Annotated in this window: 16 protein-coding genes; 13 read left to right on the top strand and 3 right to left on the bottom strand. The window is 72.8% G+C overall.

Annotated elements, in window-relative coordinates; all coding sequences use genetic code 11:
- Window positions 1–18 precede the first annotated feature (18 nt).
- Entirely contained in the window at window positions 19–903 is an 885-nt protein-coding gene (locus tag ACYVOO_RS11130) for a hypothetical protein (protein WP_461015491.1), read from the top strand.
- 113 nt (window positions 904–1,016) lie between these two features.
- Here the strand turns inward: ACYVOO_RS11130 and ACYVOO_RS11125 are convergent, their stop codons facing one another.
- The gene (locus ACYVOO_RS11125; protein ID WP_453346663.1) at window positions 1,017–1,481 is read right to left on the bottom strand and encodes a DUF3093 domain-containing protein; all 465 of its coding nucleotides are present in this window, start codon (window positions 1,479–1,481) and stop codon (window positions 1,017–1,019) included.
- Between the two features lie 58 nt (window positions 1,482–1,539).
- On the opposite strand from ACYVOO_RS11125, the gene ACYVOO_RS11120 reads away from it, so the two are divergent.
- The 7 genes from ACYVOO_RS11120 to kdpC all read left to right on the top strand — a co-directional run bounded on the left by ACYVOO_RS11120 (window position 1,540) and on the right by kdpC (window position 8,291).
- A complete protein-coding gene (locus ACYVOO_RS11120; RefSeq protein ID WP_453346662.1) occupies window positions 1,540–2,133 on the top strand; it encodes a PaaI family thioesterase in 594 nt (197 codons plus the stop codon).
- Entirely contained in the window at window positions 2,130–2,651 is a 522-nt protein-coding gene (gene dut, locus ACYVOO_RS11115) for a dUTP diphosphatase (RefSeq protein ID WP_461015490.1), read from the top strand. The genes ACYVOO_RS11120 and dut overlap by 4 nt, the downstream gene beginning before the upstream one ends.
- Before the next feature lies 1 nt (window position 2,652).
- Complete coding sequence (locus ACYVOO_RS11110) at window positions 2,653–3,444, top strand: DUF3710 domain-containing protein (RefSeq protein ID WP_461015489.1); 792 nt, start codon at window positions 2,653–2,655, stop codon at window positions 3,442–3,444.
- Window positions 3,445–3,736: 292 nt separating this feature from the next.
- Entirely contained in the window at window positions 3,737–3,826 is a 90-nt protein-coding gene (kdpF, locus tag ACYVOO_RS11105; protein WP_453346659.1) for a K(+)-transporting ATPase subunit F, read from the top strand.
- Window positions 3,827–3,835: 9 nt separating this feature from the next.
- Window positions 3,836–5,497, top strand: coding sequence for a potassium-transporting ATPase subunit KdpA (kdpA, locus tag ACYVOO_RS11100; RefSeq protein WP_461015488.1), 1,662 nt, complete (start codon window positions 3,836–3,838; stop codon window positions 5,495–5,497).
- A complete protein-coding gene (gene kdpB, locus ACYVOO_RS11095; RefSeq protein ID WP_461015487.1) occupies window positions 5,497–7,668 on the top strand; it encodes a potassium-transporting ATPase subunit KdpB in 2,172 nt (723 codons plus the stop codon). Before kdpA ends, kdpB begins: the two co-directional genes overlap by 1 nt.
- A 5-nt stretch (window positions 7,669–7,673) precedes the next feature.
- On the top strand, window positions 7,674–8,291 hold the full coding sequence (gene kdpC, locus ACYVOO_RS11090) for a potassium-transporting ATPase subunit KdpC (RefSeq protein WP_461015486.1): 618 nt from the start codon (window positions 7,674–7,676) through the stop codon (window positions 8,289–8,291).
- A gap of 39 nt (window positions 8,292–8,330) precedes the next feature.
- Here kdpC and ACYVOO_RS11085 read toward each other — a convergent pair whose 3' ends face one another.
- Entirely contained in the window at window positions 8,331–9,497 is a 1,167-nt protein-coding gene (locus tag ACYVOO_RS11085; RefSeq protein ID WP_461015485.1) for a glycoside hydrolase family 88 protein, read from the bottom strand.
- 150 nt (window positions 9,498–9,647) lie between these two features.
- Window positions 9,648–9,971, bottom strand: coding sequence for a hypothetical protein (locus ACYVOO_RS11080; protein ID WP_461015484.1), 324 nt, complete (start codon window positions 9,969–9,971; stop codon window positions 9,648–9,650).
- Window positions 9,972–10,156: 185 nt separating this feature from the next.
- On the opposite strand from ACYVOO_RS11080, the gene ACYVOO_RS11075 reads away from it, so the two are divergent.
- The 5 genes from ACYVOO_RS11075 to ACYVOO_RS11055 all read left to right on the top strand — a co-directional run bounded on the left by ACYVOO_RS11075 (window position 10,157) and on the right by ACYVOO_RS11055 (window position 18,719).
- Entirely contained in the window at window positions 10,157–13,864 is a 3,708-nt protein-coding gene (locus ACYVOO_RS11075; RefSeq protein WP_461015483.1) for an NACHT domain-containing protein, read from the top strand.
- Window positions 13,865–13,920: 56 nt separating this feature from the next.
- Window positions 13,921–16,572 (top strand): ATP-binding protein, encoded by a 2,652-nt coding sequence (locus ACYVOO_RS11070; protein ID WP_461015482.1) that lies wholly within the window; start codon window positions 13,921–13,923, stop codon window positions 16,570–16,572.
- An 89-nt stretch (window positions 16,573–16,661) separates the two neighbouring features.
- Window positions 16,662–17,348, top strand: a complete 687-nt coding sequence (locus ACYVOO_RS11065) for a response regulator (RefSeq protein ID WP_461015481.1) — start codon at window positions 16,662–16,664, stop codon at window positions 17,346–17,348.
- 105 nt (window positions 17,349–17,453) lie between these two features.
- The gene (locus tag ACYVOO_RS11060) at window positions 17,454–17,864 is read left to right on the top strand and encodes an OB-fold nucleic acid binding domain-containing protein (RefSeq protein WP_453346652.1); all 411 of its coding nucleotides are present in this window, start codon (window positions 17,454–17,456) and stop codon (window positions 17,862–17,864) included.
- A gap of 3 nt (window positions 17,865–17,867) precedes the next feature.
- The gene (locus tag ACYVOO_RS11055) at window positions 17,868–18,719 is read left to right on the top strand and encodes a DUF3159 domain-containing protein (protein ID WP_461015480.1); all 852 of its coding nucleotides are present in this window, start codon (window positions 17,868–17,870) and stop codon (window positions 18,717–18,719) included.
- The last annotated feature ends 444 nt before the right edge of the window (window positions 18,720–19,163 follow it).

Genomic DNA, 19,163 nt, shown 5'->3' with positions numbered 1-19,163 from the left:
GGGAAGCCGTCGGTGGCGGTGGACGACGCACGTGACGACGAGCGGGGCGAGCCCGACCAGCCGTCCTCGCTCGTGCCGGCACAAGAGCGCAGCCGCGGACTCTCGCGGCTGCGCGGACGCCGTGGTGGGGCGGCATCCCGTGGTGGGGCGACAACGGAGAGCAGCTCCCCGGAAGACGCGGGGGACCGGCTCGGCAGGTCCAGCAGGAGCGGGAAGGTGCGCGCCTTCTTCGGCGTCATCGCGGACCGCCTCATCGAGACGGCACCCCGCATCCCCGTACGCGATCTGGAGACGCTGCGCCGCCAGTTCCCCGGGCTCGGGCCCGAGGAGATCGCGGACAAGCTGGTGGCCGGGGCGATGAACAGCTCGGCGACGGTGGGCGCCGGGGTCGGCGCGGCGGCGATGCTCCCCGTACCGCCCGCGATGCCCGCCGAACTCGCGGCGGAGATCGTCGGCGTCGCCTCCGTGGAGCTGAAGCTCATCGCGGAGCTGCACGAGGTCTACGGCCGCAGGGCGCCCGGCACGCTTCCCCAGCGGACCCAGGCGTATCTGGGCGCTTGGACCTCCGAGCGCGGCATCGACATCGGCAAGCCCACCTCGCTGAACGCGGCGCTGGGCGGCCAGATGAAGCGCGAACTGCGTCAGCAGATCATGAAACGCACCTTCCGCAACCTCCCCAGCCTCGCGCCCTTCATGGTCGGCGCCACGGTCGGCGCCGTGATGAACCGGCGCGACACGAAGAAGGTCGCGGACAAGGTCAGGGCGGACCTCAGAGGTACGGCCGTCCCGTGGGAGGCGCTGCCGCAGGGCACCGAGCGCCCCGCCAAGGGCCGCCGCTCCAGCCGGTCCGTCGAGGGCCGCCGCGCCAAGGGCCTGCCGCCCTCCCAGCGCCCGGAGAACTGACTCCTAGGACTGGCCCTCATCCCGGAGCCACCGGCGCCTCACACGCCCGCACAGGGCCCGTACCGCGACGCCGCCCGCACAGAGCGCCCGGCCGCGCGGACCGGGTCCCGCTCTCAGGCAGCCGCTTCGCGCTCCGACGCCAGCGCGCTGATCAGCCGCTCGGGCTCGCGCGTGGAGACGTACACATAGGGCGTCGGGTCGGACGGGTCCGTGACCTCGATCCGGACCGCCGTCGGCACATAGCTGCGCAGCACCATGTGCGCGCGCGGGTCCGCCTTGTACGTGCGCCAGGCCCGGGTCTCCTCGGCGTCCAGCGCGTGCGCCTCGCCCAGCGCCGTGACCGGGATGCGCGCGTCCCCCGCGACCAGCGAACCGGCCACGACGCGCACTCGCACCGAGCCGTACGCGCTGACGAGCACCGCGCACACGGCGGCGCCCGCCACCAGGCCGCCGAGCATCGGCAGCGTGCCGAAGGGCAGCAGGGTCAGCGCCATGGCGACGCCCACCAGGGCGACGAGGAGCCACCAGGAACGGGGCGCGGTGAGACGTTCGTCGTACGGCGTGACCGGAGGAACCATGGCATCAAGCTTGGCACGTCGCCTCGGGGCGCCCGTCACGGCGGTAGGGTCTGCACACGTGAGTGCTGCCCAACCTTCGAAGACCCCTCTGGTACCGCCCGACGACGCCGTCGCGCCGGTCCGCCACCCCGAGGCGCCCGCGCCCGGGGAACTTCTCGGCTCCCACTACGCACAGTGTTTCGGCTGCGGCGGCGAGCAGCCGCACGGCCTGCACCTGGAGGCGCGCGCGGGCGAGGGCGTGAACGTGACGGCGGAGTTCACCGTCAGGACCGCGCACCAGGGAGCGCCGGGACTCGCCCACGGCGGCGTGCTGGCCACGGCCCTGGACGAGACGCTGGGCTCCCTCGGCTGGCTGATGCACGTGATCGCGGTGACGGGACGCCTGGAGACGGAGTTCGTAGCTCCGGTTCCCGTCGATACGGTGCTGCATCTGGACGCCAGGGTGACCGGTGTGCACGGACGGAAGATCTACTGCTCGGCCACGGGCCGTATCGGAGGCCCCGAGGGGCCCGTCGCGGTGCGGGCCGACGCCGTCTTCATCGAGGTGAAGGTCGAGCACTTCCTGGACAACGGGCGGAACGAGGAGATCCAGGCCGCCATGTCCGACCCCGACCAGGTACGCCGCGCCCGCGCCTTCGAGGTGAACCCGTGACCAGAGCCCCCGTCGACGTCCTGCTGCGCCGCCTCGACCCCGAGGTGCCCGTGCCCTCCTACGCGCGCCCCGGCGATGCGGGCTGCGACCTCGTCACGACGGAGCCCGCCGAGCTGGCGCCCGGTGAGCGGACGGTGCTGCCCACGGGCGTCTCGATCGCGCTCCCTGAGGGTTACGCGGCCTTCGTGCACCCCCGTTCCGGGCTCGCAGCGCGCTGCGGAGTATCCCTTCCGAATGCACCTGGAACGGTGGATGCCGGGTACCGTGGAGAGATCAAGGTGATCGTGGCCAATCTCGATCCGCGCGAGTCCGTGCGGTTCGAGCGGTTCGACCGGATCGCCCAACTCGTCGTCCAGCAGGTGGAGAACGTGCGCTTCCACGAGGTGGCGGAGCTGCCCGGCTCGGCGCGGGCCGCAGGGGGATTCGGCTCCACGGGCGGCCACGCGGCAGCCGCACAGCAGCAGAGTGAATACGTTCCGGTCGGTGCCGACCGGCATTCCGACCTGAGAGGACAGTGACGTGTTCGGACGTCGTCGCAAGAAGAGCGAAGAGCCTGAGCCGGGCGCCTCGGACGAGTTCGAGACGGCACAGGGCGCCGAGGACAGCACGGAGGACAGCGCGAAGGCCGCCGCCGACAGCGGCGAGGAGAAGCGCGTGAAGCTGCCGCCCGCTCCCCGCCCCGACGGCCCCTGGGACCTGACCGAGGTCACCGAGCCCAGCACGGGCCGGGTCAACCTCGGCGGCCTGTACGTGCCCGGCGTCGAGGGCATGGAACTGCGGGTCGAGGTCGCGGGCGACGCGATCGTCGCGGCCACCATCGTCCTCCAGGACAGCGCTGTCCAGCTCCAGGCGTTCGCGGCGCCCAAGCGCGAGGGCATCTGGGACGAGGTGCGCGAGGAGATCGCCTCGGGCATCACCCAGCAGGGTGGCGTCATCGACGAGACCGAGGGCCCGCTCGGCTGGGAGCTGCGCGCCCAGGTGCCGGTGCAGCTTCCCGACGGCACGAACGGCGTGCAGGTCGTGCGCTTCATCGGCGTGGACGGCCCGCGCTGGTTCCTGCGCGGGGTCATCTCGGGCCAGGGCGCGGTGAACCCGAAGACCGCGGGGCTGCTGGAGCAGATCTTCCGCGACACGGTCATCGTGCGCGGTGAAGCGCCGATGGCGCCCCGTGACCCGATCGTCCTGAAGCTCCCGGACGACGCGCAGATGGTGCCCGACGGTGTCCAGCAGGAGACCGTCGAGGAGGGCTCCCGCTTCGCGGGCGGCCTCGACAAGCTCCAGCGCGGCCCGGAGATCTCCGAGGTCCGCTGACCGCCGGGAACGTAGGACCACATGCCGCTGGGCGGCTCCCTCCAGGGGAGCCGCCCAGCGGCTTTTGTGTGGGCCCTGCCACTCCCCTCGTATGAGGACCGTCAAGAGCGCCCATCCGCGCGTATGGGGGGCGTCAATGAACGGCGCGTGTGCCCTGAACAGGGGTTCTCCTGGGTGACGTCAGCAACTACGACATCACCTAGGAGTCCGCGATGGCCGATCTGGCCTTCGTCGCCACCACGGTCGCGGTGTTCGCGCTCGTGGTCCTCATCGCCAAGGGAGTGGACAAGCTGTGAGTGCCGAGAACGTCGTCGGCCTCGTCGTGGCCGTCGCCCTGCTGGGCTACCTCGCCCTCGCCCTGGTCTTCCCGGAGAGGTTCTGAGCGGCCCTCATGAACCCCGTCACCGCGAATGTGCTCCAGGTGTCCGCGCTCGTCGCCGCGCTCGCCCTGGCGCACCGCCCGTTCGGCGACTACATGGCCGCCGTCTACAGTTCCCCCCGCCATCTGCGCGTCGAGCGCTGGATCTACCGCTGCGTCGGCGCCGACCCCGAAGCGCAGATGCGCTGGCCCGCCTATCTGCGCGGCGTGCTGGCCTTTTCGCTGGTCGGCGTGCTGTTCCTGTACGCGGTGCAGCGCTTCCAGGACGTGTTGCCGCTGTCACTGGGCTTCGCGCCCATCTCGCCCGACCAGGCGTTCAACACCGCCGCCTCCTTCGTCTCCAACACCAACTGGCAGTCGTACGCGGGCGAGTCGGCCATGGGCCATCTCGCCCAGACGGCCGGGCTCGCGGTGCAGAACTTCGTTTCGGCCGCCGTCGGCATGGCCGTCGCCGTCGCGCTCGTGCGCGGCTTCGCCCGCGCCCGCACCGGTGAACTGGGCAACTTCTGGGCCGACCTGACGCGCGGCGTCGTGCGCGTGCTGCTGCCCGTCGCCTTCGTCGCCGCCATCGTGCTGGTGGCCACGGGCGCCGTGCAGAACTTCGCCGGGCCCCACGAGATCTCCACCGTCTCCGGCGGCACCCAGCACCTCACCGGCGGTGCCGTGGCCTCCCAGGAGGCCATCAAGGAGCTGGGCACCAACGGCGGCGGCTTCTACAACGCCAACTCGGCGCACCCCTTCGAGAACCCCAACGGCTTCTCCAACCTGCTGGAGATCTTCCTCATCCTGCTGATCCCGTTCTCGCTGCCGCGCACCTTCGGCAAGATGGTCGGCAGCGTGAGGCAGGGCTACGCGATCGTCGCGGCCATGGGCGTCATCTGGTTCGCCGGGGTCGTCGCGGTGACCGTCGCGGAGTACGCGCACCCCGGCACGGCGGCCCAGCTCGCGGGCGGCGCCATGGAGGGCAAGGAACAGCGCTTCGGCGAGGGTTCCTCCTCACTGTTCGCCGTCTCGACGACGATGACGTCGACGGGGGCCGTCAACTCCTTCCACGACTCCTTCACCGCGTTCGGCGGCGGCGTCACCCTGCTGGGGATGATGCTGGGCGAGATCGCGCCCGGAGGGGTCGGCTCCGGGCTCTACGGGATGCTCGTCATGGCCGTGATCGCGGTCTTCGTCGCCGGGCTGATGGTGGGCCGTACGCCCGAGTACCTGGGCAAGAAGCTCGGCACCCGCGAGATCAAGTTCGCGGCCTGCTACCTCCTCGTCACGCCCGCGCTCGCCCTCGGCGGCACGGCGCTCGCCATGGCACTGCCCGACGGCGAGAAGGCGATGACCAACGTCGGCCCGCACGGCTTCTCCGAGGTGCTCTACGCCTATGTGTCGGGCTCCAACAACAACGGCAGCGCCTTCGCCGGGTTCGGCGCCGACACCCCGTTCTTCAACACCACCATCGGGCTGTGCATGCTGCTCGGCCGCTTCCTGCCGATGGTGTTCGTGCTGGCCCTGGCCGGGTCCCTGGCCCGGCAGACGCCCGTGCCCGCCACCGCGGGGACGCTGCGCACCGAGAAACCCCTGTTCACCGGGCTGCTGGTCGGGGCTGTCCTGATCATCACCGGTCTCACCTTCTTCCCGGCCCTCGCGCTCGGGCCGCTCGCGGAAGGACTCTCCTGATGAGCACCACGACCCCCGTACGTCCCGCACCGGAGGACGCGCACGAGGCGCCCCCTTCGGCCGGAGGCCGGCGCGGCCCCGGCGGAGCCGTCGGCGGCGGGCTGTTCGACCCGGGGCAACTGCTGCGGTCGCTGCCCGACGCGCTGCGCAAGCTCGACCCGCGCGTGATGGTGAAGTCGCCCGTCATGTTCGTGGTCGAGGTCGGCTCGGTCGTCACGACCGGGCTGGCGATCGCGGACCCGGGCGACTGGTTCGGCTGGGTCATCACGGCCTGGCTGTGGCTGACGGTGCTGTTCGCCAACCTCGCCGAGGCCGTGGCCGAGGGCCGCGGCAAGGCGCAGGCCGACACGCTGCGCCGGGCCAGGACCGACGCGGTCGCGCGCCGACTCACGGGCGGGGCCGAGGGCGGCTCCGGCACGGGGAGCGGTTCCGGCGCCGCTCCCGGTGACGGCGCCGAGGAGACCGTCGCGGGCACCGAACTGCGCGTCGGCGACCTCGTGGTGTGCGAGGCGGGCGACATCGTCCCCGGCGACGGCGACGTCGTCGAGGGCGTCGCCTCCGTCGACGAGTCCGCGATCACGGGCGAGTCGGCCCCCGTCGTCCGCGAGTCGGGCGGCGACCGCTCGGCCGTCACGGGCGGCACGAAGGTGCTCTCGGACCGGATCGTCGTACGGATCACCACGCGGCCAGGCGAGACGTTCATCGACCGGATGATCTCCCTGGTGGAGGGCGCCGCGCGGCAGAAGACGCCGAACGAGATCGCGCTGAACATCCTGCTGGCCTCGCTCACCGTCATCTTCCTGATGGCCGTGGTCACCCTCCAGCCCTTCGCGGTCTACGCGGGCGCCGAGCAGTCCCTCGTCGTCCTCGCGGCGCTGCTCGTCTGCCTGATCCCCACCACGATCGGCGCGCTGCTCTCGGCCATCGGCATCGCGGGCATGGACCGGCTCGTGCAACGCAACGTGCTGGCCACCTCGGGCCGCGCCGTCGAGGCGGCGGGCGACGTGTCCACGCTGCTGCTGGACAAGACAGGAACCATCACGCTCGGCAACCGCAGGGCAGCCGCCTTCGTGCCCGTACGCGGCGCCACGGCCGCCGAGACCGCCGACGCGGCCCAGCTCTCCTCGCTGGCCGACGAGACCCCGGAGGGGCGCTCCGTCGTCGTGCTGGCCAAGGAGGAGTACGGGCTGCGCGAGCGTCACCAGGGCGAGCTGGAGCACGCCGAGTGGGTGCCCTTCACGGCGCAGACCCGCATGTCGGGCGTGGACCTGGACGGCGTCAAGGTCCGCAAGGGCGCTGCCGGTTCGGTCATCGCGTGGGTCACCGAGCGCGGCGGCACCGTCGCGGAGGACGCACGGGCGCTCGCCGAGGAGATCGCCGAGGCGGGCGGCACCCCGCTGCTGGTCGCCCGCGAGGACGCGGACGGCGCGCGGGTGCTGGGCGTCATCCACCTCAAGGACGTGGTCAAGGACGGGATGCGCGAGCGCTTCACCGAACTGCGCGGCATGGGCATCCGCACCGTCATGATCACGGGGGACAACCCGCTGACGGCGAAGGCCATAGCCCAGGAGGCCGGTGTGGACGACTTCCTCGCCGAGGCCACCCCCGAGGACAAGATGGCCCTCATCAAGCGGGAGCAGTCCGGCGGCAGGCTCGTCGCGATGACGGGCGACGGGACGAACGACGCGCCCGCGCTCGCGCAGGCGGACGTCGGCGTCGCCATGAACACCGGCACCTCGGCCGCCAAGGAGGCCGGGAACATGGTGGACCTGGACTCCGACCCGACCAAGCTCATCGAGATCGTGGAGATCGGCAAGCAACTGCTGATCACCCGGGGCGCGCTGACGACGTTCTCCATCGCCAACGACGTCGCCAAATACTTCGCGATCATCCCCGCGATGTTCGCCGTCGCCTATCCGGGCCTGGACACGCTCAACATCATGCGGCTCGCCTCGCCCGAGTCCGCGATCCTCTCCGCCGTGATCTTCAACGCGCTGGTCATCGTCGCGCTCGTGCCCCTCGCCCTGCGCGGGGTGCGCTACCGGCCGAGCAGCGCTGACCGGCTGCTGCGGCGCAACCTCGCCGTCTACGGGCTCGGCGGCCTCGTCGCCCCGTTCGTCGGCATCAAGCTCATCGACCTGCTCATCACGCTGATCCCGGGTGTGGGGTGACCGAAGTGAACGTCTCCGTGAGGAACTCCGCACGGCTGGGCTGGGCCGCGCTGCGCGCGCTGCTCGTACTGACCGTCGTCTGCGGACTGCTGTACCCGCTGGCCGTCACGGGGGTGGCGCAGGCCGCCTTCCACGACAAGGCCAACGGCTCCGTCGTCGAGGAGGACGGCAAGCAGGTCGGCTCCGCGCTGATCGGCCAGTCCTGGAACAAGGGCGGGAAGAAGGACGGGAAGCCGGACCCGAAGTGGTTCCAGCCCCGCCCATCCCATAGCGGCTACGACCCCCTGGCCACCGGGTCCAGCCAGCTCGGCGCCGACGACCCGACCCTGGTGAAGGCGGTCAGGAAGGCGAAGGCCGAGGTCGCCCGCTTCAACGGCGTCCCCGCCTCCGAGGTGCCCAAGGACGCGGTCACCGGCTCGGCTTCCGCGATCGACCCGCACATCTCGCCCGCCTACGCGCGCATCCAGACCGACCGCGTGGCCCGCGCCAACGGCCTCTCCGAGGGCGCGGTGGAGCGGCTCGTCGACCAGTACACCGAGGGCCGCACGGCGGGCTTCCTCGGCGAGCCGCACGTCAACGTGCTCCAGCTCAACCTGGCGGTGCGGCGGCTCGCGGAGGAGTGAGGGCGGCCGGGTACGGCCCCGCGCGCACGACGTGACGGGTCAGGAGGCCAGCGCGGCCAGTTCCGTACCGGCCAGCAGGAAGGCGCCGACGCCGAAGTCGGACGTGGTGTCGCGGGTGACCGGCTGGCTGGACTCGGGCCGGTCGCCCACGCCCTGCACATAGCCGAGGAACCCGTCGGAGTGCAGCGCCGTGGCCACCATCCCGTTCCAGGCGCGGGCCGCGACCGGCAGATACTCGGCGCGGGGGAGCAGGCCCGCGCGCACGGCGTAGGCCGTGCCGTAGGTGAAGAACGCGGTGCCGCTCGTCTCGGGGCCCGGCAGGTGCGCGGGGTCGCCGAGGTTGACGTTCCAGAAGCCGTCGCCGCGCTGGACAGCCCGTACGGCGGCGAGGAGCCGGGTGAGCGTGGCGCGGTACTCGTCGGCGTGCGGCGCGCTGCCCGGCAGCGCCTTGAGGGCCTTGACGTGTGCTCCGGTGACCCAGCCGTTGCCCCGTGACCACAGCACGGGTCTGCCGGAGGGCGAGACGATGCCGCCGGGCAGAAAGCGGTCGTCGCGGTACCAGAGGCCGGAGGCCGTGTCGTGGAGGCCGGGGCCGCCCTGGACGCTCTTGGTGTGCGTGTAGAGCCTGTGGCCCTTCTCCGCGTAGCCGCGGTCGCCGCGCAGTTCGCCGAGGCGGACGAAGGGCGGCAGGGCCATGTGCAGCGCGTCGTCCCACCACCAGTCGTCGTCCTTGTCCGGCCGGTCGGTGTACACCATGCGGTGCAGGGACTCCTCGATCGCGGCGATCTTCGCCGGGTCAGGGGCCCCGTCGAGCGCGTACAGGTCCAGATACGCCTGGCCCGCGTTGTGGTCGTCGGCGTGCCGGGTGGTGACGCCGCCGTTGAGGCCGTAGCCGTGCTTCTCGGCCCAGGAGCGCGCGTAGCGCAGATGGCGGGCCTCGCCGGTGAGCCGGTACAGCGTCAGCAGACCGCTGAAGAAGGTGGCACGGGCCCACTTGTTGTCGCCGGGGTCGGTGTGGGCGGCTATCCAGTGGTCGGCGGCTCTTCGGGCGGCCTCCACGATCCGGGCGCGCGACGGCAGTTGGGGGGAGGGGGCGGCGGCGGGCGCCGCGCGGTCCGCCGCGGCGGCCAGGGCGTGCGGCGCGGTGGCGAGGGGCGCGGTGGCGGCGAGAGCGGTGGCGCGCAGGAGCAGCTGGCGTCGGTTCATGGCAGGCGTCTCCCGGAGTGGGGTCGTGTCCGTATGACGGTCCGTTGCGACGTGACGTGTTCCGTATGGCGAACGCTGTTCTCTCATGTGACGCGCCCGACATCATGCAGCGGAACGCGGCACCTGGGAAGGACCGGTACGCGGACCACGTCAGGGCCCCCGCACTCCGGGCAGACGCCGCCGTGGCGCGGGCGCGGCGCGCGAAGCGGGTCCACGGGACGCGGGTCCCCGCGACGCCGGTCCCTGCGGCGCGGTCCCCCGCGATGCCGCCTCCAACCGGGCGCAGGCCCGCACCACTTCGGCCCTGTCCTTCGTGTCGGACCCCTCCACGGCGAGCCGCACCCGCAGCGTGTGCTCGCGCTCCAGGTGTACGGCTGTGCGGTGCCGCAGCCAGGCGCGCAGCAGCGCGGCGGTGGTCGGCAGCACCGTCAGCGCGGCGAGCAGCGCGGGGTGCAGGGTGTCGAGCGGTCCCATCGAGGTCTCCCGGGGAGGTGCGGTGCGGCGCATGCGGCGCATGCGGTGCACGCGGTGCGGACGGTGGCCGGACGGGCCGCTTCCCACTCTGCGAAGGCGTGCGAGTTTCCCTCCAGAGGGAGGAAACTGCGGGAAACTCATCAGATCCGATCGATCCACCGAACCGACCGACGGGACGGGACCGCATGCCAGGAGGCCGTCCGCCGAAGAACGGCGGGCCCGAGCGCTATCCGGAACTCGAGGAACTGGCCGAGTGGCTGCGCCAGGCGATGGCCGACGCCGGGTACGAGACCCCCAACGCGCTGGTCCGCGCGGAGATCGTCCCCAGGAACGTCGTCTACGGCATCCACAACGCCACCCACTTCTTCCGGATCGAGGCCGTACGGGCGCTCGCGGCAGGGCTGCGCAAGGACCCCGCCGCCGTCGAACCGCTGTGGCGGCGCGCGAAGGAGGCCAGGGACCGCGCCTCCGTCGCGCGGGAGGCCGCCGAGGCGCCCCGGCTCACCTCCTGGGCGGACATCCCGGTGCCGACGCTCGCCGTGCGCAACCTGACCGAGGCGCAGAGCAAGTCCGTCGAGCGGCTGCCCTACGACATGCTCGGCGTCGAGGAGCCCCCGCTGTCCGCGGTCTACGTGCGGCAGCGGGTGCGCCCCGTCGCGCGCGACACCGCAGGCGCCCCGCACGCCGACGTGCCAGGGGTCGACGGCGGCGATCCGCGCCGGAGCAGCGCCGCACGGGCCGAGGAGGGCTCCGGCCCCGACTCCGTCACCTCCGCCTCCGACGCGCTCGCGGACCACGAGCATCTGCTGATCACCGGCGAGCCGGGCGCGGGCAAGTCGACGCTCTCCAGCCACCTCGCCTGGACCCTCTCCCGGGTCTGGATGGGGGAGGAGAGCAGCCTGAACGCCCCGCTGGACGAGCCCGTCGTCCCCGTGCGCATCGCCGCGCGCACCCTCGTCGACCAGAGCGGTTCGTGGAGCGCGGTCCTGTGCCAGGCCGTGCGCAGGAGCCTGGGCCGCAGCCTCGTCGCCGACCCGGACCCCGCGCTGTTCACCGGACGGGTGATGGGCGCACGGTGGCTCGTCCTGGTCGACGGTCTGGACGAGATCGCCGACCGCGAAGCGCGCACCGCCGTCATCCGCACCATCGCGCAGCACGCCCGCACCGGCAGCGACTACCGCTTCGTGATCACCAGCCGCCCGCTCCCCGAGGCCGAACTCGCCCCCCTGCGCGGCTCCCTGGTCGGCGCGTACGGCATGGAGCCCTTCGCAGCGGCCGAGCTGCGCGACTTCGCGGGCAAGTGGTTCGCTGCCCAGTACCCGGACCGCCCCGCGCGGGCCCGCTCTGCCGCCGACCGCTTCCTCAAGGAGACCGAGGACGGCCGCCTCCACGAACTCGTCCAGAACCCGCTGCTCGCGACGCTCGCCGCCGTCAACGCCACCGTCGATCCCGCCCGGCCGCTGCCGACCAGCCGTCTGAGCCTCTACCAGCGCTTCTGCGAGCACCTGCTGACCCGTGGCGACTCCGGCACCAAGGCCCGCACCGCGCTGCGCCGCCGCTACGGGGACGACCCCGAACGCCGCGACTTCCACCTCTGGCTCGACGACCACAAGCGCGAACTCCTGGGCGTACTGGGCCGGTGCCGCCTGGAGGGCGAGGGCTCCCTCGCCGAGGCGGCGCTGGAGTGGCTGCGCGCGCGGGACGGGGAGCGGCCACGGCTGCCGGGCTGGGAGAACGAGGTCGCCGAGTTCCTCCAGGGGACGGGGCTGCTGGTCACCGAGGAGGACGACTACCGCTTCCTGCACCACTCCTTCGCCGAGTTCATCGCAGCGCAGTCGTACGCCGGGCTGATAGCCCCCGACTTCCCCGAAGCGGAGGTCTGGATACGCCGCGCCTTCAACGGGGACGAGCGCACGCTGGCGCTGTTCGTCTTCTGCATGTGGTCCGAGCGCCCCGAATGCGAAGCGGACCGCATCGCGGAACACCTCCTCACGGGGGCCTCCGGGGGCCACGAACGACCGCTGCTGGCGGGGCTGCTGCTGGCCGAGGGCGTCCCCTTCGGGGAGCCGAACCGCGCTGCCGTACTGGACCGGCTGGAGGCGATCGGGCGGAACGCGCTGGACTTCGAGGACCGCGAGAAGGCGTTCGAGGTGCTGGGTGCGCTCGGCCGGCTCCCCGGGGTGCTGGGGCGGCTGGAGCGGATCGCCTCGGCCGAGACCCTGGAGGCCGGGTGCCGTCTCTTCGCGGTGGAGGCGTTCAGCAGCGCCGGGCGCGCGGAGACCGCCGAGCGGCTGCTGCGGGACGTACTGCCGCGGATCCACGGCATGTTGCCCCACGCGTCGCGCGTCGCCTGTGCGCTCGGGGACGGTGCAAGGGAGGCGGTACGGGAACGGTGCTGGTCCCTCGCGGAGGAGCCCGACGTCGACTGCTACCGGCTGTCCAGGGCGGTCGAGGCGCTGGAGGCGCTCGGCTTCCGTGACGACACGGCGCAGATGGCACGGCGGGTGCTGACGATGCCCTGGGCGGGCCCGTCCGACCTGGAGCGTGCCGTGGAGGCGTGGCTGAAGGCGAAGGGGGCCGGAGCGGCCACGGAGGTCATGGAGCTGACGGGCGCCAGGGCCGCGTCCGACCAGCGGGGCAGGAGCGCCGTCGCCAAGGCGCTGGAGAAGCAGGGCCAGTCCGAGGCCGCCGCGCGCCTCGCCGCCGAGGTGCTGCGTGCTCCCGTGCTCTCGACGGGAAGAGCCTGCGAGGCCGCGCAGACCCTGGTCAGGGTGCGCGGAGAAGCGGCCAGGGACGACGTGCTGGCGGCCTTCGAGCGCAGCGGAGCGGACGTCGGCCATCACGTCTGGCTCGCCGCCAGGCTCCTGGACACGGTGACGGGGCTGGGCGGCACGGAAGAGCTCATGGAGCGGGTCGAGCGCATCGTCGGCGACCACCGCTGGGGCTTCCTGGGGAGCGGCTACGCGGTCGCCGTCTGGCTCAAGATCAAGGGGGCCGGGGCCGTGGAGACGCTCATGGAGCTGACGGGGCGCGGGCACGGGCTCTGCGGAATGGACCGGGCCGTGATGGCGGGGGCGCTGCTGGACGCCGGGGCCCGCGAGGAGGCCGGGGAGCTGGCGGCGCTCGCGTTGCGCACGCCCAACATGACGCGGCCGTACTACAGGGACGCCGCCGCCGTACTGCTCAAGACGGAGGGCAAGGAAGCCGCACCCCTGCTGGAGGACATCTGGCGGGAGGCGCAGGGGCTGGCGATCGACTCGGACTGGCTCAGGGCGACGCTGGACGCGCTCAAGGCGCACGAGGACCCGGCCACCGACGAGGCGGTCTGCCGGCTGGCCCGCGAACTCGTCGCCCTCCCCACGGCGAAGAGCGAGGACGTCCTGCGCGGGCTGCGGATCCTCGCCACCGTCGAGGGCAGATTCGCCGTTCCGTACCTGGTGAGCACGGCCGAGAGCCATCCCGTACTCGGCTGGTTCTCCTACGGCGATCTCGCGCAGGAGCTGGCTGCCATGTGCGAGAGCGAGGCGGCGAGGAAGCTGTGGCGGGCCGCGCTCGCCCTGCCGCAGCCGCCGGAGCGCTTCGAACTGCGGCTGCTGGACGACATGCTGACGGCGGGGGAGGGCGCCCTGGCCGCCACCTGGCTACGGGAGCTGATCGAGGACCCGGAGACGTACGGGCCGCGCAGGCTGCATCTGCGGGGCCTGCTGGCCTATCTGGAGGCGACGGAGCCGCAGAGCCGTGCCGGGGACGGGGCCGGGGCCGGGGCCGGGGTCGCGCCGGTCCCCGCGCAGGAGAGCGGCGAGAGCCCCGCCCCGGCGGACGCCGCCCCCGTGGCCGCCCCCGCCGACCCCGTCGCCGCGCCCCGCGCCCGCGCGATCCATACGCAACCCTGACGTCCCCGCACCCGCCCAGAGCAGGATGCGCGCCCGTCAGCGGTGACAATGAGGGCATGGCGTCAGCACGGCAGCCGCGGCGCGGAAAGCTGCGGATCTATCTCGGGGCGGCACCCGGTGTCGGCAAGACGTACGCGGTGCTGTCCGAGGCGCACAGGCGCCTCGAACGGGGCACCGACGTCGTCGTCGGCCTCGTCGAGCACCACGACCGCCCCCGCACCGAGGTGATGCTGCACGGTCTGGAGCAGATCCCCCGGCGCACATACACGTACCGCGACACCACGCTCACCGAGATGGACACGGACGCCGTCATCGCGCGCCGTCCCGATGCCGCCGTCGTCGACGAGCTGGCGCACACCAACGCGCCGGGCGCCCGGCACGAGAAGCGCTGGCAGGACGTCGAGGAGATCCTGGACGCCGGGATCGACGTCGTCTCGACGGTCAACATCCAGCATCTGGAGTCCCTGGGCGACGTGGTCGAGTCGATCACCGGCGTGCGCCAGCGCGAGACGGTGCCCGACGAGGTGGTGCGCCGTGCCGACCAGATCGAGCTGGTCGACATGTCGCCCCAGGCGCTGCGCCGCCGCATGGCGCACGGCAACATCTACGCCTCCGACCGCATCGACGCGGCCCTCTCCAACTACTTCCGCCCCGGCAACCTCACCGCACTGCGCGAGCTGGCTCTCCTGTGGACGGCCGACAGGGTGGACGAGTACCTCCAGCAGTACCGCTCCGACCACCGCATACGCTCCACCTGGCAGGCCCGCGAGCGCATCGTCGTCGGGCTCACCGGAGGCCCCGAGGGGCGCACGCTCGTGCGCCGCGCCGCGCGCATGGCGGCGAAGGGCTCGGGCAGCGAGATCCTCGCCGTCCACATCGCCCGCGCCGACGGCCTGACCTCGGCCTCCCCGAAGGAGCTGGCCCTCCAGCGCACCCTGGTCGAGGACCTGGGCGGCACCTACCACCACGTCATCGGCGACGACGTCCCCGATGCCCTGCTCGACTTCGCGCGCGGCGTCAACGCCACCCAGATAGTCCTGGGCTCCTCGCGCCGCAAGACGTGGCAGTACATGTTCGGGCCCGGCGTGGGCACGACCGTCGCGCGGGACTCGGGCCCCGACCTGGACGTCCACATCGTCACCCACGAGGAGGTCGCCAAGGGGCGAGGGCTGCCCGTCGCGCGGGGCACCCGGCTGGGCCGCTCCCGCGTCATCTGGGGCTGGCTCACCGCGCTCGGCGGCCCGGCGCTGCTGACGCTGCTGATGACGGCGTTCGACCCGGGCATCGGCTTCGCCAACGACGTCCTGCTCTTCCTCGTCCTCACCGTCGCCGCCGGGATGGTGGGCGGCCTGCTGCCCGCGCTGGCGTCGGCCGCGGTCTGCTCGGGGCTGCTGAACTACTTCTTCACCACGCCCACCCACACCTGGACCATCAGCGACGGCCGCAACATCGTCTCCCTCGCCGTCTTCTTCGGCGTCGCCGTCGCGGTCGCCTCCGTCGTGGACCTCGCGGCCCGGCGCACGCAGCAGGCGGCCAGGCTGCGCGCCGAGTCCGAGATCCTCTCGGCCCTCGCGGGCAGCGTGTTGCGCGGGGAGGACTCCCTGGACGCGCTGCTGGAGCGGGTGCGCGAGACCTTCGCCATGGAGTCGGTGGCCCTCCTGGAGCGCGAGGGCGACCGCGGGGGCTGGACCTGCGTGGGGAGCGTGGGCGTGAGTGCGGGCCCGGCCGGGCCGGAAACGGGTGCGCGCGAGGGTGCGGGCGGCGCCCTCGTACGCCCCGAGGACGGCGACGTGGACATGCCCGTCGGCGACCGCATGATGCTGGTCCTCTCCGGGCGGGTGCTGCCCGCCGAGGACCGCAGGGTCCTCGCCGCCTTCGCGGCGCAGGCGGCGGGCGTGCTGGACCGGCAGCGGCTCCAGGGCGAGGCCGACCAGGCCCGCGAGCTGGCCGAGGGCAACCGCATCCGCACCGCGCTGCTCGCGGCCGTCTCGCACGACCTGCGCACCCCGCTCGCCGCCATCAAGGCGTCCGTCAGCTCCCTGCGCTCCGACGACGTGGCCTGGTCGGAGGCCGACGAGGCGGACCTCCTGGAGGCCATCGAGGAGGGCGCCGACCGGCTCGACAACCTGGTGGGCAACCTCCTGGACATGTCCCGGCTCCAGACCGGCACCCTCGCCCCGCTCATCCGCGAGATCAGCCTGGAGGAGGTCGTCCCCAAGGCGCTCAGGGGGCTGCCCGAGGGCACCGTCGGGCTGGCGCTCGCCGAGGCGCTGCCCCTGGTCGCCGTCGATCCGGGGCTGCTGGAGCGCACCGTCGCCAACATCGTCGAGAACGCCGCCAAGTACAGCCCCGAGGGCAAGAAGGTCCTCGTGCGGGCCAGCGCGCTCGCCGACCGGGTCGAGCTGCGGGTCACCGACCGGGGCCCCGGCGTGCCCGACAGCGAGAAGGACCGCATCTTCGAGCCCTTCCAGCGCTACGGTGACGCCCCACGCGGCACGGGAGTGGGCCTCGGACTCGCCGTGGCCAGGGGCTTCGCCGAGGCGATGGGCGGCACGCTGGACGCCGAGGACACACCGGGAGGCGGCATGACGATGGTGCTCACCCTGCGCGCGGCGCACGGCCGCGCGCCCGACCCCCGCCGCGCGCGCGAGGCCGGTGCCCCGCGCCCGTATCCGCGACCTGTCGGACCCGTCGGACCTGTCGGTTAGCCATCGTCCCGCCGTCCCGCCGTCCCGCCGTCCCGCCGCTCGGGTGCGCACGCGCACGCCGATGGACCGAAAACTGGAGAGGACAACTCATGTACCGGGTGCTCGTGGTCGATGACGAGCCGCAGATCGTCCGCGCTCTCGTGATCAATCTGAAGGCGCGGAAGTACGAGGTGGACGCGGCCCCCGACGGCGCCACAGCCCTCCGGCTCGCCGCCGACCGTCACCCCGACGTCGTCATCCTCGACCTCGGCCTGCCCGACATGGACGGCGTCGACGTCATCCGGGGCATCCGCGGCTGGACCCGGGTCCCGATCCTGGTCCTCTCGGCCCGTCAGACCTCCGACGAGAAGGTCGAGGCACTCGACGCCGGAGCCGACGACTACGTCACCAAGCCCTTCGGCATGGACGAACTCCTCGCGCGGCTGCGCGCCGCCGTCCGCAGGGCCGAGCCCGCAGCGCCGTCCGCGGGGGAGGAGGGGATCGTCGAGACCGAGGGTTTCAGCGTCGACCTGGCCGCCAAGAAGGTCCACCGCGAGGGCAGGGACGTACGGCTGACGCCCACGGAGTGGCACCTGCTGGAGGTGCTCGTACGGAACACGGGGCGCCTGGTGAGCCAGAAGCAGCTGCTGAAGGAGGTCTGGGGGCCCTCGTACGGGACCGAGACCAACTACCTGCGCGTCTACATGGCCCAGCTCCGCCGCAAACTGGAGGCCGACCCGGCCCACCCGAAGCACTTCGTCACCGAGCCGGGCATGGGGTACCGGTTCGAGAGGTGAGGTCGAGAGGGGAGGGGCGGACGAGGACGGTGAGGGGAGAGGGGCGGAGAGAGCGGTCACGGGCGGAGGCGATCGGGACGCCCCCGCACGGGTACGCTGGCTGTTATGAGTGGCCTCACCCGAGCCGACAGGGCCGAGCCCGCCGGAGGCGGACGCTTCCGGCGCTTCCTGGAGCGGCTGTCCTCCTCCGAGGAGGACCTGCGCTCAGCGGAGCTGCGGCAGGACGCGGACAGCACGGGCTGCACCCGTATCTGTGACTGCGGCGACCGCCAGATAGTGCGCGTCACCGGCACACTGCGCACGGTGACGCTGCGACCGCGCGCCGGAGTCCCCACGCTGGAGGCCGAGCTGTTCGACGGCTCGGCGGCGCTGGACGTCGTCTGGCTGGGCCGTCGCGCCATCGCGGGCATAGAGCCGGGCAGGAAGCTGATCGCTTGGGGACGCATCGCGAGCAACCGCGGGCGTCCCGTGATGTTCAATCCCAAGTACGAGCTGCGACCCCTCGGACAGGAGTAGCGGGTGACCTCCCTCGACAAGCCGACCGCGGGCCCGGAGACGGGCGAGCGGGACGGCCAGGAAGTCCAGGAAGATCAGGACGCCCAGGGATCCCACGCCGTCACGGAAGCCGCCCTCTTCGAGGCGTTCGGCGGCGTGCGCGGCCTGGTGGAGACCACGGTTCCCGGTCTCGTCTTCATCGCCTGGTACACGGTCAACAAGGACATCCACGCCGCCGCGCTGACGGCCCTCGGCCTGTCCGCGGTGATGGGCCTGGTCCGGCTCGTCCGCAGGGACACCGTGAAGCACGCCTTCAGCGGGGTCTTCGGAGTCGCCTTCGGCGTGCTCTTCGCGATGATGACCGGCAACGCCAAGGACTTCTACCTGCCGGGCATGCTCTACACGCTCGGCCTGGCCATCGCCTATCTCGCCACCTCCGTCGCGGGCGTACCGCTGCTGGGGCTGGTCCTCGGCCCGGTGTTCAAGGAGAACCTCTCCTGGCGCACGCGCAACCCGGGCCGCAAGAAGGCGTACACGAAGGCCAGTTACGCCTGGGGCGTCATCCTGCTCGCCAAGTGCGCGGTGCTCTTCCCGCTCTACTTCTGGGGCGACACCCAGCAGTTCGGCTGGGTCACGGTCGCGCTGAAGATCCCGCCCTTCCTCCTCGCGGTCTACCTCACGTGGATCTTCCTCGCCAAGGCGCCGCCGCCGATCAACGTCATCGCGGAGATGGAGGCGGCGGAGGAGGCCGAGGAGGCCGCGAAGCGGGGGGGCGCTGCCGCGCCCGCATTGGACGAGGGCGCGCCCGGCGACCTCCACTCGGACCCTGCCGCCGGTGGCGGCCCCGCAGCGCGTCCGGGCCGCCACCGCCGCTGACGGCCGCGCGGTTCCGCGCCCGGCGTTCCGCCGTCGCGGAGCACCCGGCGTCATGGCCCGCTGCCGCGACTGCCGGTGCCGGTGCCGGTGCTGTCGGTGTTGGTGTCGGACGAGACGGTGCCTGGCAGCCTCTCCTCGGAGCCTGCTGCCGGGGGCGGCCCCGCCGCCTGTCCGGGCCGCCACCGTCGCTGACGGCCGCGCGGTTCCGCGCCCGGCGTTCCGCCGTCGCGGGACCGGCGCAGGGGGCGCCGCTGACGGCGCTGAGTGCGTGCGCGTGCCACGGGCGGCCCCGTTCCGGGGCCGAGGAGCGCACACGGCCTCTCAGGGCGTGTCACGGGCCCTGCCCGGCGCCTCGTGCCCCGTCCGCCGCGCCGTAGCCGCGTCGGCGCTTCGTGCCCGGGAGGTCCGCCCAGCATCCTCACCGGTGCCCGCGCCCCGGGGAGA

Source organism: Streptomyces daliensis (genome assembly GCF_054782395.1).
This window is presented reverse-complemented; position numbering and strand designations above follow the sequence as displayed.

Bases quoted from the DNA above. Each gene is read 5' to 3' on its own strand.
- ACYVOO_RS11125 (WP_453346663.1), bottom strand. From the start codon at position 1,481: ATGGTTCCTCCGGTCACGCCGTACGACGAACGTCTCACCGCGCCCCGT.
- kdpA (WP_461015488.1), top strand. From the start codon at position 3,836: ATGAACCCCGTCACCGCGAATGTGCTCCAGGTGTCCGCGCTCGTCGCC.
- kdpB (WP_461015487.1), top strand. From the start codon at position 5,497: ATGAGCACCACGACCCCCGTACGTCCCGCACCGGAGGACGCGCACGAG.
- ACYVOO_RS11085 (WP_461015485.1), bottom strand. From the start codon at position 9,497: ATGAACCGACGCCAGCTGCTCCTGCGCGCCACCGCTCTCGCCGCCACC.
- ACYVOO_RS11080 (WP_461015484.1), bottom strand. From the start codon at position 9,971: ATGGGACCGCTCGACACCCTGCACCCCGCGCTGCTCGCCGCGCTGACG.
- ACYVOO_RS11075 (WP_461015483.1), top strand. From the start codon at position 10,157: ATGCCAGGAGGCCGTCCGCCGAAGAACGGCGGGCCCGAGCGCTATCCG.
- ACYVOO_RS11070 (WP_461015482.1), top strand. From the start codon at position 13,921: ATGGCGTCAGCACGGCAGCCGCGGCGCGGAAAGCTGCGGATCTATCTC.
- ACYVOO_RS11065 (WP_461015481.1), top strand. From the start codon at position 16,662: ATGTACCGGGTGCTCGTGGTCGATGACGAGCCGCAGATCGTCCGCGCT.
- ACYVOO_RS11060 (WP_453346652.1), top strand. From the start codon at position 17,454: ATGAGTGGCCTCACCCGAGCCGACAGGGCCGAGCCCGCCGGAGGCGGA.